This window comes from Mariniphaga sediminis, from assembly GCF_003573545.1.
GTDB lineage: Bacteria > Bacteroidota > Bacteroidia > Bacteroidales > Prolixibacteraceae > Mariniphaga > Mariniphaga sediminis.
Genome location: NZ_QWET01000005.1, coordinates 211,370 through 224,200, shown reverse-complemented (window position 1 = coordinate 224,200; position 12,831 = coordinate 211,370). Strand labels below are relative to the sequence as shown.

At 39.7% G+C, this 12,831-nt stretch carries 12 protein-coding genes and 1 pseudogene; 3 read left to right on the top strand and 10 right to left on the bottom strand.

The genetic code is table 11. The features are described from left to right. The 10 genes from D1164_RS08515 to D1164_RS08470 all read right to left on the bottom strand — a co-directional run bounded on the left by D1164_RS08515 (position 1) and on the right by D1164_RS08470 (position 10,277). Positions 1–387, bottom strand: coding sequence for a hypothetical protein (locus D1164_RS08515; protein ID WP_147372107.1), 387 nt, complete (start codon positions 385–387; stop codon positions 1–3). Positions 388–630: 243 nt separating this feature from the next. Then, positions 631–1,989: a protoporphyrinogen/coproporphyrinogen oxidase gene (locus tag D1164_RS08510; RefSeq protein ID WP_119349532.1), complete on the bottom strand. Its 1,359-nt coding sequence runs from the start codon at positions 1,987–1,989 to the stop codon at positions 631–633. Then, positions 1,986–2,897 (bottom strand): NAD-dependent epimerase/dehydratase family protein, encoded by a 912-nt coding sequence (locus tag D1164_RS08505; RefSeq protein WP_119349531.1) that lies wholly within the window; start codon positions 2,895–2,897, stop codon positions 1,986–1,988. Before D1164_RS08505 ends, D1164_RS08510 begins: the two co-directional genes overlap by 4 nt. Before the next feature lie 15 nt (positions 2,898–2,912). After that, positions 2,913–4,136 carry a class I SAM-dependent methyltransferase gene (locus D1164_RS08500; RefSeq protein ID WP_119349530.1) on the bottom strand — a complete coding sequence of 408 codons (1,224 nt, stop codon included), beginning with the start codon at positions 4,134–4,136 and terminating at the stop codon, positions 2,913–2,915. Between the two features lie 55 nt (positions 4,137–4,191). Continuing rightward, complete coding sequence (lhgO, locus tag D1164_RS08495) at positions 4,192–5,394, bottom strand: L-2-hydroxyglutarate oxidase (protein ID WP_119349529.1); 1,203 nt, start codon at positions 5,392–5,394, stop codon at positions 4,192–4,194. 32 nt (positions 5,395–5,426) lie between these two features. After that, a complete protein-coding gene (locus D1164_RS08490) occupies positions 5,427–6,521 on the bottom strand; it encodes an NAD-dependent epimerase/dehydratase family protein (RefSeq protein ID WP_119349528.1) in 1,095 nt (364 codons plus the stop codon). Between the two features lie 20 nt (positions 6,522–6,541). Continuing rightward, positions 6,542–7,339: a glucose-1-phosphate cytidylyltransferase gene (rfbF, locus tag D1164_RS08485; protein WP_119349527.1), complete on the bottom strand. Its 798-nt coding sequence runs from the start codon at positions 7,337–7,339 to the stop codon at positions 6,542–6,544. 176 nt (positions 7,340–7,515) lie between these two features. Continuing rightward, positions 7,516–8,118, bottom strand: coding sequence for a UpxY family transcription antiterminator (locus D1164_RS08480; protein WP_119349526.1), 603 nt, complete (start codon positions 8,116–8,118; stop codon positions 7,516–7,518). Between the two features lie 61 nt (positions 8,119–8,179). After that, positions 8,180–8,452: a transposase gene (locus tag D1164_RS08475; RefSeq protein WP_119349525.1), complete on the bottom strand. Its 273-nt coding sequence runs from the start codon at positions 8,450–8,452 to the stop codon at positions 8,180–8,182. 943 nt (positions 8,453–9,395) lie between these two features. Further along, positions 9,396–10,277, bottom strand: coding sequence for an ATP-binding protein (locus D1164_RS08470; protein ID WP_119349524.1), 882 nt, complete (start codon positions 10,275–10,277; stop codon positions 9,396–9,398). Positions 10,278–10,353: 76 nt separating this feature from the next. On the opposite strand from D1164_RS08470, the gene D1164_RS08465 reads away from it, so the two are divergent. From D1164_RS08465 to D1164_RS24015, 3 genes and pseudogenes are all read left to right on the top strand, one after another. Next, the gene (locus D1164_RS08465) at positions 10,354–11,031 is read left to right on the top strand and encodes a Crp/Fnr family transcriptional regulator (RefSeq protein ID WP_119349523.1); all 678 of its coding nucleotides are present in this window, start codon (positions 10,354–10,356) and stop codon (positions 11,029–11,031) included. Beyond that, complete coding sequence (gene pgeF, locus D1164_RS08460) at positions 11,009–11,776, top strand: peptidoglycan editing factor PgeF (protein ID WP_119349522.1); 768 nt, start codon at positions 11,009–11,011, stop codon at positions 11,774–11,776. Before D1164_RS08465 ends, pgeF begins: the two co-directional genes overlap by 23 nt. A 118-nt stretch (positions 11,777–11,894) precedes the next feature. Continuing rightward, positions 11,895–12,824, top strand: a pseudogene (locus D1164_RS24015) (type IX secretion system membrane protein PorP/SprF). Positions 12,825–12,831 lie beyond the last annotated feature (7 nt).

Below are 12,831 nucleotides of genomic sequence, written 5' to 3'. Positions count from 1 at the left end.
TTATATTGGGATCCTTACTCCGGCCCCGAAGGTAGGCCCTACTGATTGGGACCATCCTCCTTTAATTAAAAGGTTTTCAATAAGTATAATTCCTACACCGAACTCTTTTCTGACTTTATCCAGTCCGCTAATGTCACTATTCAACAGTCCGTTTTTTGTAAAAAATTCAACACCTCCCCACATGTAAATATTTTTATGCAAGCTCCCGGTAATTCCGAAGATGTTTGTAAAAAAATCGGAGTTCAATCCTTTTTCCATTGAAGTGTATGCACCAATTCGTCTTAAAAAGAAATCATTGAATGCAAAAGTTGCTTTTAGTGCGTTGATCGAGGCCTTTGGCACATACCCCGCTGTGATATGAAAGGCCTGGGTTGTGGAATAATTCATTTTTTTAGGAACAAACGGTTTTTCATCCTGAGCAGATGAACTTCCCCAAAAAAAGAAAAGGCAAAACAGCATTAAAAATATTTTAATCATACTTCTCCTGTCGAAAAAATTCTGAATTTATATTGATGTGTCAAATACAGCGTTGCGCATTTTTTTCGCACCCGTCATCTCTGAAAGACCAGCAAATAATTTGTTGGGTTGTGATCAAGGGCGAAAGGAATAGTTCAATTTAACCAGACAACACTACACCGGTTTTGATGATTTTGCTGTAAGTGACGATTTTCCGTTTATCCCATCAGACTTCAATTGTTCCAACACTTTTTCTGCAGCGTTTTCTCCACTGATAAAAGACTGATCGGTCCAATGGTAGCCCCATTCTCCGAAACGCCCGCAATACTTAATATCTATCTGGTTGAGATAATTGTGAACGGTAGCGAGGCTCGGAATACGTTCGAGATCAAAAATAACGTTAGCATACGGGGAAACGCGGGCTTCCCTGTAAATTATTTCATCTGAATCATTCAAAATTCCACATCGTTTTAAATCTAAGATTGTGGGTTCAATGAAATCTTCCGGTGAACTGGTTAACGGTTTATATTTTTTACTGAAATAAATCTCCGCCTGGATACTTCCACAATTTTCAGGGGTATTATTGGGCGAAAATAAATGGGGATATGAAAGTCTAGAAAATACAATATCCTGATCATAAAAATACGTCCAGTGCGCTTTGGAAATGTCGTCTCTGGCTACGCCAACATTCACCAAAACACAGGTGGTACATGCCAGTTTTTGGGAGGCTTCCAATACCTCATCCGGAACTCCTTCAATGCAGGGCACCAGTTCGGGCAACGGAACCGAGGATATTAAATGGTCATATGCCATTGTTTTTCCATTGCTAAAAGAAATCTGTTTGTTCTTCGGATCAATTTTTACCACTTTATGTTCATACTCCACCTGTGTCTGCTCAAGAAACCGGTCGAAAAACCGGGCAAAACCCCCGTAGCTGGGATAATAAAAATCACTTACGTAGTGAACATCCTCTGTACTTTTTGATAATGCACCTTTTAATATTTTGTCGAGATCGGGCTTGTACATCCTGGGCCCAATCCAATCAGTATCAAGATTATCCGGCGTAGTTGTATGAAATTTTTTGGTGTATTGAAACGGAAAATTTTCAGAAAAAGTTTCTCCAAACGATTCGTAAAGCCAGTCTTTATAATTTTCAACCTTACCTCCGTTTTGTTGGCTGAGTTCAAAAAACTCACGCAAAATCTTTACCACCAAATCGTCCGGAAGGCCATGCAAATTAGCCTGTGCCGGATGTTTAACCCAGTATCCCTTCCAGTAATTATTTACATCCGCCTTAAAATTCTCAACTTTTCCGTTTACACTTTCATGGAATAATTTCCGGAGCCTTTCATTCTTTGTAAATGAGATGTGCGGTCCGTCATCGAAAATAAATCCGTCTTTTTCAAAAGTGGCTGCGTGGCCACCAAAATAATTATTCTTCTCAAAAATAGTTGCTTTTATATTATTCTCTTTAAAATGGTGCGCTGCTCCCAGTCCTGCCATCCCTGCACCAATTATTACAATATTGCTCATGTTAAATGGTTTTTATCTTTTATAAACTGAATGGTTTTTTGAATGCCGGAATCAATACTGGTTTGCGGATACCAGCCTGTTAGTTCCTTTAACCGCTGATTTCTACCAACCACATACTGCGGTGTGTCGCCATTGGCTTTTAAAGCCCCCAGCTCAACCAAATGCCCGCCATTCATCTGATCTGCTATTTTAAAAATCAAATCTCCAAGTTTTAACGGTTCCCCGGAACAAATGTTTACCGCTCCGCTGAAATCTTTCTTTAATAAATTTATCATAGCCCTGGCCACATCCTCAACGTACAGGTAATCATAAACCTGGTTCCCGTGAGTCGTTCGAACCTTTTCATTTTTTAAAATAGAATGAACAATGTGAGATACCAGTCTTTTTTTGTTTTCATAGGGTCCGAAAGTAAAGAACACCCGTCCCCAGGCATAACTTAAATCCCCCTGGTTACAAAAGTCTGCAACCTGTTGATGCAATTCATTCTTGCTGAGGCCATAAGAATTCCTGGGTTGAATAGGCGTTGTATCTTCGTCATATAAATAGTTACCCCATTTATACTCGGCACATGAGCCGGCAATTACTACTCTTTTCCCGTTCGTCTCAGCAAACTTTTGGATTAATGCCATACTTGTATCCACCCAGGGAAAATGAATATGGGAGTCCAGCTTCATGCCAGGCTCCATATCCCATGCCAGGTGCAACAGATATTCCGGTCTTATTTCTTTTAAAAATTTATCCACCTCTTTGGGTTCGTGCAGGTTCGCTTCAACCCATTTCACTTTGGAACTGATGCTTCCCTTTCTACTTTTATAAACAGCAAAAATTTCAAAATCAGAATTTTTAAGCACATCGAGGCAAGCATGTCCGAGGAAACCACTTGCTCCGGTAACTAAAATTTTTCCCATTATTTAAATTACACCTTAAATAATTTTCAATTCGGGAACGGCCACTACAAAGTTCCCCCCCCACTCTTTTACCTGAGATTGCTGTTTTGTTATTTCCTGTTCCAGGTTCCATGGTAAGATGAGCACCCAATCGGGTTTTAACTCATTCATACTTGACGGATGTAAAACAGGAATATGACTTCCGGGCAAATATTTACCTTGTTTCGACGGGGCTGCATCGCATACGAAAGAGACCAAATCATTCTTAATATTTCCGTAATTCAGCAATGTATTCCCCTTGGCAGCAGCTCCGTAAGCCCCGATGGTTTTGCCTTTTTGTTTTTGTTCCATTAAAAAGGCCGTCAGACTATGCGTTATTTTGTCTGCTTCTGATTGAAAACTCAGGTAGAGAGGCAAATCCTGCATTCCAAATTCTTGCTCCTCCTCAATGAGTTCGCGAACTGCTGAAGTTGTTTCTTTTATATCTTCCTCATGGCAACCGTAAACCCTCAGGCTTCCCCCATGGGTAGGCAGTTCTTCCACATCGTACACTTTTAATCCGGCCTGTTGAAAAATACGGCTAACCGTATAAAGAGACAGGTAAGAATAGTGTTCGTGATAAACCGTGTCAAACTGTTTGTACTTAATAAGATTGAGCAAATGCGGAAACTCAAGCGTAATGGTCCCCCCCGGTTTAAGAGCCACCTTCAGCCCTTTAGTAAAATCGTTGATATCCGGCACGTGGGCATACACATTATTTCCGATAATTAGATCGGCCTTTTTACCTTCCTGCTCCAGTTTTCTTGCGGAGTTTTCGCCAAAAAATTCTCTGCGAACAGGAATACCTATGGCTTCCGCTGCATCGGCAGTACTGTCGGTCGGTTCAATTCCGAGACAGGGAATCTCTGCAGCAACAAAATTTCTCAATAAATAACCGTCGTTGGAAGCTACCTCCAGAACAAAACTATTTGTATTCAGATTCAGTTTGTCGGTAATCATTTTTGAATACCGGGATGCATGTTCAAGCCAACTGGAAGACACCGACGAAAAATAAGCATATTCTTTCGTGAACAGCTCATCGCTCTTGGAGTAATCTTCCGTTTGCACCAGCCAGCAGTTGTGGCATACAAATAGTTTGAGAGGAAACTTTTTTTCTGTTTGGGCCAATTCTTCTTTACTTAAATAGGCGTTTGTTGGTGGGGCTATTCCCAGGTCGAGAAATACATATTCTAACCCCGTGTTACAGTGTCTGCAATTCATGTATAAATAGAATTAAAAAATAAAACTTCTGAATAGTGTTTGAGTGAAGGGTATTTTAATTGAACCGGGCCACCGCCTTTTTTGCTATGGTCTCCCCAATAGCAAGCGAAGCCGTCGCTGCCGGCGAAGGCGCATTGAGTACGTTCAGGGTAAACTGGTCCTCTACAAATAAAAAATCATCAATAAGGCCTCCATTTCGGTCGCATGCCTGAGCCCGGACACCGGCTCCCCCGGATTTAATGTCTTTTTCCTGGACATCCGGAACCAGCCGTTGCAGGGCCTTAACCAGTGCTTTTTTATTATAAGACCGGTAATATTCTCCTAAACCGGTTTTCCAATATTGCCTCATTACCTTCCTGAAACCAGGCCAGGCCATCGATTCCCAAAATTCGTCAGGCCTGAATGAAGATTTCTTATATCCTTCCCGTTTAAATGCCCAAACTGCGTTCGGTCCGGCTTCAATTCCCCCGTTTATCATTCTTGTAAAATGAACACCGAGGAACGGAAAGCCAGGATCGGGAACGGGATATATCAGGTTCTTCACGAGGTAACTCTTTTCTTCAGTTAACTCAGCATATTCCCCTCGAAAGGGGATAATCCTGACGTTTAGCTTTTTCTGAACCAGCGACGCAATTTTATCGCTATATAAACCAGCGGTATTAATTATTACTTTGGATGAAAAATGTCCTTTTTCAGAAATTACAGTTGCTTCCGTCCGGTTAAGTTCAATATCCGACACCTTGGTGTTCAGATAAATTTCTCCTCCGTACCTTTGGGTAAAAATCTCTGCATACTTCTGACTCACCTCGCTGTAATCAATAATTCCGGTGTAGGGAACAAATAAAGCGGCCAAACCCGTTGCATGAGGTTCATATTCCTTGATTTGCCCGTCTACAATCTTTTTCATTTCTGTCAGGCCATTCTGTTGTCCGCGCTCCCAGAGATTTTCAAGACGGGGTAACTCTTCTTCCCGTGTGGCAACAATAAGCTTCCCACACAGATCGTATTTTATTCCTTCTTTATCGCAAAAATCTATCAGTTGCCGGTATCCTTCCCTGCAATTAAGCGCCTTCAGGCTTCCCGGTTTATAGTATACGCCTGCGTGAATTACCCCGCTATTGTTTCCTGTTTGATGCTGAGCCAGCTTATTCTCTTTTTCAAGAAGGGCAATTTTCAAATCCGGTTTGGTTTCTTTCAGCTTAAGAGCAGTAGCCAAACCAACGATACCACCTCCTATAATAGTTATATCATATTTCATATTATTCATTGAGGGTAACTAAAAGGTAACGTTTAATTCTGTTTTTGTATATCGTATTCCAGTTTTAATACCGGCTTATTATTCCACTTCCAGTAAAGATCTTCATCCAATAGATTACTCTGAACCAGACTGCTCAAAACCTTTAACCGGATTAAATCCGATTCCCTGAAGTTGGAATCGCTAAATTCCATCATCTTCAAATTATTGAACAGTGATTCTATCGTCGATTTTAAATCGTGCACAGGCTGGTGATTCGGAGCCAGCTTTTTGAACAAGTCAAAGTTCACTTTGTAAGAACGTTTATCAGGCGGAGCATCAGCATTTACTGTAACCTGGCAACCTTCAATCACTTCGGCCACCGCTTCTGCGAGCTCTTTCACCTGGTAATTCCATACATTGCTCCCGGTATTAACAATCAGAAAATTACCGCCCGACTCCTTGCTTCGCGAAACAGCCCAATCAATGGCCCGCGCCATGTCCAGAACATTTATGAGTGGCCTGAGCGGGGTGCCATCGCTTAAGATGTCAATTCGTTTTGAAGTAACTGCTCCGGCAATAAAATCGTTCAGTACCAAATCAAGCCGCAACCGGTTACTAAATCCGCAGGCTGTGGCAAAACGAAGGCAGGTAACTGTAAAATCCTTTCCGGCAAGTGGTTCAAGGTCTGTTTCTGTTGTCACTTTTGAACGTGCATAAGCTGTTAGCGGATTCAGTGTATCGTTTTCCCTTTTTGCTTCATCACCTGCCGCGCCATAAACACTGCAACTCGAAGCATATACAAACGAACGAACCCCTTTCTCTTTTCCAATCCTGGCCATCCTGACGGCAGCTTTGTTGTTGACATCCATCGTAACCTTTTCAAACTTATTACCCATCGGGTCGTTTGAAATGGCGGCCAGATAAACAATGACATCCACATCGTCCAGCAGTGCTTCGTTAAAATCCCTTACATCTCCGAAAATTTGCCGGTCCAGTTTAATCTCGGGCAGAAAAGATGGGTTGGTTAAACATTGTGCAAAATAGCCCGTATCAAAGCCAATCAGTTCTGCCTGGGGGTACGTTTCCCGAAGTTGGCTCACAACGCCCGGGCCAACATAGCCCATATTACCTGTGATTAATATTTTCATATTACAACAAACTTTAATTTTTAGTAAGTAACCGTAGCAGTAACCTTATCCCACATCATCCAGGGAGCTTTTCCGCTTGCTATCAGATCTTCCAGTGTTTTCTTATCTCTGAGTGTATCCATGGGTTTCCAAAAATCACGATGTTTAAAGGTCACCAGTTGTTTTTCCAATGCCAGACGTTCTAAAGGATCACGTTCGAAAATAGTCGAATCATCATTTAAATAGTCGATAATACCTGGCTCACAAACAAAGAAACCTGCATTTATCCACTGGCCGTCACCTTTTACTTTTTCCTGAAATCTAACAACTTCGTTACTACCGTTTAATACCAGCGAACCAAACCGGCCTTCCGGCTGAACAGAAGTCATGGTAATGAGCTTGTTATGACTCTCATGAAATTCGAGCAAATTACGAATGTCGATATTTGCAACGCCATCGCCATACGTCAACATAAACGTTTCATTATTTATGTATTTTTCAACACGCTTGATTCTTCCTCCGGTCATGGTATGTAACCCGGTATCGATGAGAGTCACTTTCCACGGCTCTGAAGAGTTATTCAATATTTCCACCTCGTTGGCTTTCATATTGAAGGTAACATCTGACTGATGCAGATAATAGTTTGCAAAGTATTCTTTTATAACATATCCTTTATATCCCAAAAGAATCATAAAGTCATTAAAGCCATAATAAGAATATATTTTCATAATGTGCCACAGAATTGGCTTTCCGCCAATTTCAACCATCGGTTTGGGTTTGAGCTCGGTTTCTTCTGACAAACGGGAACCAAGACCGCCTGCAAGTATCAATACTTTCATTTCTTTAAATTTTTAAAATTTTAATAAAATCAGATAAATATCAATCCCTGAGGGCGGGGATTAATAAATCATAGTAGTTGCTAAAAATGGATATGATGTTGTGCCTGAAACACAATTTTTTTTCTAATTCAGAATAATGTGTCTGATGAGTTATTAACTAACATTCGTTTCCGGGATTAACTGAGTGAATCTGCGTAAATAGTCCTTTTTTTGCGATAATTCGGGGATTTTGTATGTTTTATGTTTTGGGAATCAAATCTTTTGCGCCTTAATACTTGTATTTCATCTCTTGATACATTAGCATATAAACTGCAACCCAAAGTCTCAATTCGTATAACGATACGATAATTGCCACAAATTTTAACCACTTCACCCTGCATTCCTTTAAAAGGTCCTAAAAGAACTTCTGCATTTTGGCCTTTTTCCAGGTTTTCACGAGACAAAATAACTTCCCTCTCCTGCTGTTCAACTAATTTCTTGATATTTTCAATTTGCTGGTCGGGTATAGATTGAGGCTGCCCTCCGAATGAAACATAACTGACAACCCCAGGCATGTTTAATACATTAAAAAACTCAATATGACTTACCCTCACAAACAGGTAACAGCGGAAAAGGGGTTCCTCAATCCATTTTTTTCGATCACTCCATTGCCTCAACGTTTTTTTGAGAGGTAAATAACATTCTATATTATCCTCTTTCAGGTTCATCGAAATTCGTTTTTCGCCATTTGCTTTGGTATAAATTGCATACCATGCATACATTGGTTTTTTTAAAATCATATTTCCTAAGTAAGAGTTAAAGTTTTGCTTTCAATTTTTAAAAATTTCAACTATTTAAAACTTAATGCAATTCCCTTTTTCTCAACTGAGCTTTCAGGGACAAATTTTCAAGGCTCAAATCGGCAAACATGCGCTTAAGTCTGTCATGGTCTTCTCTCAACTTGTTTAGTTTGAGGATATCTGCGGAAGAAAGACTTCCATACTTGGCTTTCCAATTATAAAATGTAGCCTGACTTATTCCGTAAATTTTAATAATCTCGTGAATGGGTGTTCCATCCCTGTGTTCCTGCAAAATTTTTTGAATCTCGGATTCTTTAAATCTTTTTCTTGCCATTTCAATAAATCAATTATAAATAAACCTAAAACAAAATCAACCAAACGCTCTAATAATTAACTGATAATTTTCCAGTTACGTGAGAAACATAAATATATTCTTCTGCCATTTTGAATTGTCCACCGGGAATACTCAGAATATGACAGCAGTCATATATTTTATTTGAAATTTTCCCTTCATTCTAAAAGGTTCTAAATATGTATTTGGCCTTCCTATTGGAACTTTGCTATATTTTTGATAACCAGACTACTAATTAAATCCAACACTCATTTTTCTGCAAAGGTTCCCCACTGTTTCCCACATATTTTTTATCCCGGTGAAACGTTTTTTTAAAAATTTGGAATTCCATAATTAAAATTCCAGCTATTTTGCGGATGAAAAGTTACGAATAAAATGAGCCCTGTCAAATTAATTTTTAGGTAGTTAAGAGTTCCCAACAGGATCATGTTGAGTAACTATCTTACTCAAGTTTAAGCAGAACAGACTGTCTACTAACTCGTTAAAACAAGGATAAAATACTATTTTATCTGTTTTTGTTTCTGAAATTTATTCTAAAGAGGGGACTTCCTGTCCCTGTATGGGACACTATTTTTTTGCAGGCGGTGTCTATAAATGGGATTATGTGAAATATTTTATAAAAAATATAAGTTTTATAGAATACTGTCTAAAAAAAACATTTTAAACACCCTTCCCTAAAAGCAAAAATTAACATAGTTAACAAACTAAAAGACAGACTCTTAATCAAAACAAAAAAAATTACCCCTATGAACAAAAGCCAAGGAAGCTTAAAAGAACAGAGTATAAAATTAGAAAAATAGAAAAATATTCCAAATAAATTTGTACTAAACTGATCTCCAAAATATCAAATGCTATTTGCTGCACAAAAGTACAAATTTCCGCCACTGAAATCAGTATGCTAACCCACTTTCTGCAAAAAGAAAAATTAAATTACCCACTCTTCTGAAAGTACTTCCCCCCTGATACTAACTACCGCAACCTTTACCGGCACGTTCCGTCCGGCTTGTGAAATGGCTGTCTGTACCATGCTAATCAATCCTCCACAGCAAGGAACCTCCATAATGACAACGGTAATGGTATTCACTTTTGACTCGTCGATGAGCCGGATAAACTTTTGAATATAAACATCTCTTCCCTGATCGAGTTTCGGACAGGCAATGACCATTTTCTTCCCGGATATAAACTTTCGGTGGAAATCGCCGTGGGCAAAAGCAGCGCAGTCGGCAGCAACCAGCAAATCGGCACCCTGAAAGTAGGAAGCTGCAGGATTAATCAGGTGCAACTGCACGGGCCATTGGGTAATTGCCGATGGCATTTCTCCTGTTGGCTCAGCCATTCTCAGACCGGCAGCACTGAATGATGCAGCTGCTGACCCCGGACAACCGCCAGAACTACTATGATGGCTGCTTTTTGTATCATTCCCGCCATGCAACAGTTCATGTACTTCTTTTATTTCAAAAGGCATATTTTCACGGTTTGCCTTAATATAAGACAATGCCTGGTTCAAATAGGCCGTTTCATTGTGCTCCTGCAAATGTTTAAGGTGTGCAAAAACTGTCGCCTTACCACTATTTACCATCTGCGAAATTACGGCTACCTCATCGTACTCTTCCGCCTCGCGTTTTTCAATGGTAATTGCATCTTGCGGACAATGTCCGATGCAGGCTCCCAGGCCATCGCACATCAATTCACTTATCAGCCTCGCTTTCCCGTCTATAATCTGAAGGGCCCCTTCGTGACAATTCGGCACACAAAGCCCACATCCGTCACATAATTCTTCGTCTATTTTAACAATTTCCCTTATCATTGTCTTAATTATTTTGGAAACAAAACTATGGAACCTGTGTTTCTGAAAATGTATCAATTGTTACAAAACCAAAGAAATGATTCATTACAAACTATTGGAGAGATGTCCTTTGTTTAAAGGGATTTCAGAGGATGAAGCCCAAAAACTTCTGGCCCTAATCCACTTTCAGGTAAAAAACTACGAAAAAAACGAAATAGTGGCCATTGCCGGAGAAACGGTGAAAAACCTGTATATCATTCTTTCGGGAAGCGTAAAAGGCGAGATGATCGATTATTCAGGAAAAACCATAAAAATAGAAGATGTGGAAGCCCCCAGACCAATAGCCTCTGCATTTTTATTTGGAAAAGAAAACCATTTTCCCGTAACGGTTACTGCCAATAACGAAGTAAAAATACTTTCCATCCCTGTCAGCGAATTTTTAAAACTCCTTCAGAAAAATATGCAGATTCTGAAAAACTACCTGAATATCATATCGTCGCGCAGTCAGTTCCTCTCCCAAAAACTTCATTTTCTAAGCTTCAAAACAATTCGGGGAAAGATGGCACATTTTCTTCTCCAGCATGCCGGAGACAAGCTTCATTCCGTTGAATTAAAATCTTCGCAGCAACAAATGGCAGAATTATTTGGTGTAACACGTCCTTCATTGGCCCGTGTTCTTGGTGAAATGCAACGGGAAAAACTCATCTCCATTGAAAAAAGAACAGTGACCCTTTTGGACAAACAAAAACTGAATGAGATTCTACAACATGGATAAGCACCTGATTTCTTACCCGATTTTTGATTCATTTAAAGAAATAAAGGCATTTACAACCCTCAGGCAAACATTTCCAGGCAACGAGATGCCTCGCTTTACCGGCAACAGGGGGCAAGGAACGCAAGAGAACCGGGAAAACCTGGCCGGAATGCTGGGAATAACAGCCAAACAACTTGTTTTCCCAAGACAAACGCATACAGATTGTGTGGCCCGGATTTTAAGACTCCCCGAGAAAGAATTGCAGGAAACGGATGCTTTGGTCACCAACCAGCCGGAAATTTGCCTGTGTGTTCAAACGGCAGATTGTGTTCCGGTTTTGCTTTTTGACACAAAAAGAAAGACAATAGCTGCTATTCATGCCGGATGGCGGGGAACGGTACAAAAAATAGTGGAAAAGGCTGTTCGTAAATTAACAGCCTCCTATAAAACTTCGCCTTCCGACATCCTTGCGGTTATTGGCCCTTCCATTGGTCCCGAAGTTTACGAAGTAGGTACTGAAGTAGTAGAAGCTGCGCTCGAAAATATCCCTAATGCATCTTCCTCTCTGAAAAAAAATGTATGGGGCAAATTTCATTTTAACCTTTGGGAAGCTAACCGGCAGATTTTACTGGACACTGGTTTATCTTCCCCCAATATTCAAATTTTCGGAGAATGCACATTCCATGAAAAGGAGAAGTATTTTTCGGCCCGCCGGGAGGGGATTGAAACGGGCAGGTTAGTGTCGGGAATTATGCTGAAGAAATAATTCACTTAAACTATTTCCTATCAAAAAATATCCCCGGCAATTCAAATGATTAAACGGTTGAAATAAAAAAAATATTACTTTTAAATCCTAATTCTCATTCATTCTAAAAAACCAAAAAATGAAAAAGGCAGGTTTCGTCTTCCCTCAAAGTATATTAAAGTTATTTGCAACTATTTTATGCCTGTTTCCCTGTTTAAATGCCAATTCCCAGGAAAAAGCTTACTGGCACGGAATATCCATTAAAAACCCGGCGGCAATAGGCTCCCCTTCAGATTGGTTGTTTGGAAGTTACAATTTTTCCGATCTGGGAGAGAACAACCTGTCAGGCTTTATGGTTGGTGCTGATTATGAGATTACTCCCCAAACCGGCACAATCGGACTGGATTATATAAGAGAAAAATTTGGGAATGAAAAAATATCAATTCTGGGGATAAGCTATGCCTATTCCCTCCCCCTGAAAAACCTGGGAACATTAAACATTGGCGTATCAACCGGGGTAAGAAAATATGAAACCAAATTAGCTTCTTATGAATTAATCCCAAATCCAAATACGTCTGACCAATATAGTTTTAACGGGAACAATGACAGTTTCCGTTCTTTTGAACAAACATCATTTATAAATAAATATGTAAAAACAGGCCTGGGACTATGGCTGCAATCAGATAAATTCGATTTGGGAATAAGTTATGTCAGACTTCAAAAATTAAAACAAAAACAAGATGCTGATTTTGAAATAACTATCCCCTCCTATTTCTCAGCCATGGGGGCATACAAATTTTCTGCCATTAAAAAAGTAGCAATTGACCCCTATTTAATGGTGGATTTTCTGGATGGAAAAACTGATTTTTATCCGGGGATATTTCTCTAATACAATGAATTCCTGTGGGGAGGGTATAATAACTTAAATTTAAATGACCTCCATTCACTCTTGATTGGATTTGATATTATAAAAAGGTTCAGGGTAGGTTACAGCTATACCTTTACAAAAATATTTAATAGTTCTGGGCTGAATATGCATGAATTTCTGTTAGGCATCCGGCTTAAATAAATTACTC

Excerpts from the sequence above, each read along its gene's own strand:
- D1164_RS08515 (WP_147372107.1), bottom strand. The coding sequence starts at position 387 with ATGAATTATTCCACAACCCAGGCCTTTCATATCACAGCGGGGTATGTG.
- D1164_RS08510 (WP_119349532.1), bottom strand. The coding sequence starts at position 1,989 with ATGAGCAATATTGTAATAATTGGTGCAGGGATGGCAGGACTGGGAGCA.
- D1164_RS08505 (WP_119349531.1), bottom strand. The coding sequence starts at position 2,897 with ATGGGAAAAATTTTAGTTACCGGAGCAAGTGGTTTCCTCGGACATGCT.
- D1164_RS08500 (WP_119349530.1), bottom strand. The coding sequence starts at position 4,136 with ATGAATTGCAGACACTGTAACACGGGGTTAGAATATGTATTTCTCGAC.
- lhgO (WP_119349529.1), bottom strand. The coding sequence starts at position 5,394 with ATGAAATATGATATAACTATTATAGGAGGTGGTATCGTTGGTTTGGCT.
- D1164_RS08490 (WP_119349528.1), bottom strand. The coding sequence starts at position 6,521 with ATGAAAATATTAATCACAGGTAATATGGGCTATGTTGGCCCGGGCGTT.
- rfbF (WP_119349527.1), bottom strand. The coding sequence starts at position 7,339 with ATGAAAGTATTGATACTTGCAGGCGGTCTTGGTTCCCGTTTGTCAGAA.
- D1164_RS08480 (WP_119349526.1), bottom strand. The coding sequence starts at position 8,118 with ATGATTTTAAAAAAACCAATGTATGCATGGTATGCAATTTATACCAAA.
- D1164_RS08475 (WP_119349525.1), bottom strand. The coding sequence starts at position 8,452 with ATGGCAAGAAAAAGATTTAAAGAATCCGAGATTCAAAAAATTTTGCAG.
- D1164_RS08470 (WP_119349524.1), bottom strand. The coding sequence starts at position 10,277 with ATGATAAGGGAAATTGTTAAAATAGACGAAGAATTATGTGACGGATGT.
- D1164_RS08465 (WP_119349523.1), top strand. The coding sequence starts at position 10,354 with ATGATTCATTACAAACTATTGGAGAGATGTCCTTTGTTTAAAGGGATT.
- pgeF (WP_119349522.1), top strand. The coding sequence starts at position 11,009 with ATGAGATTCTACAACATGGATAAGCACCTGATTTCTTACCCGATTTTT.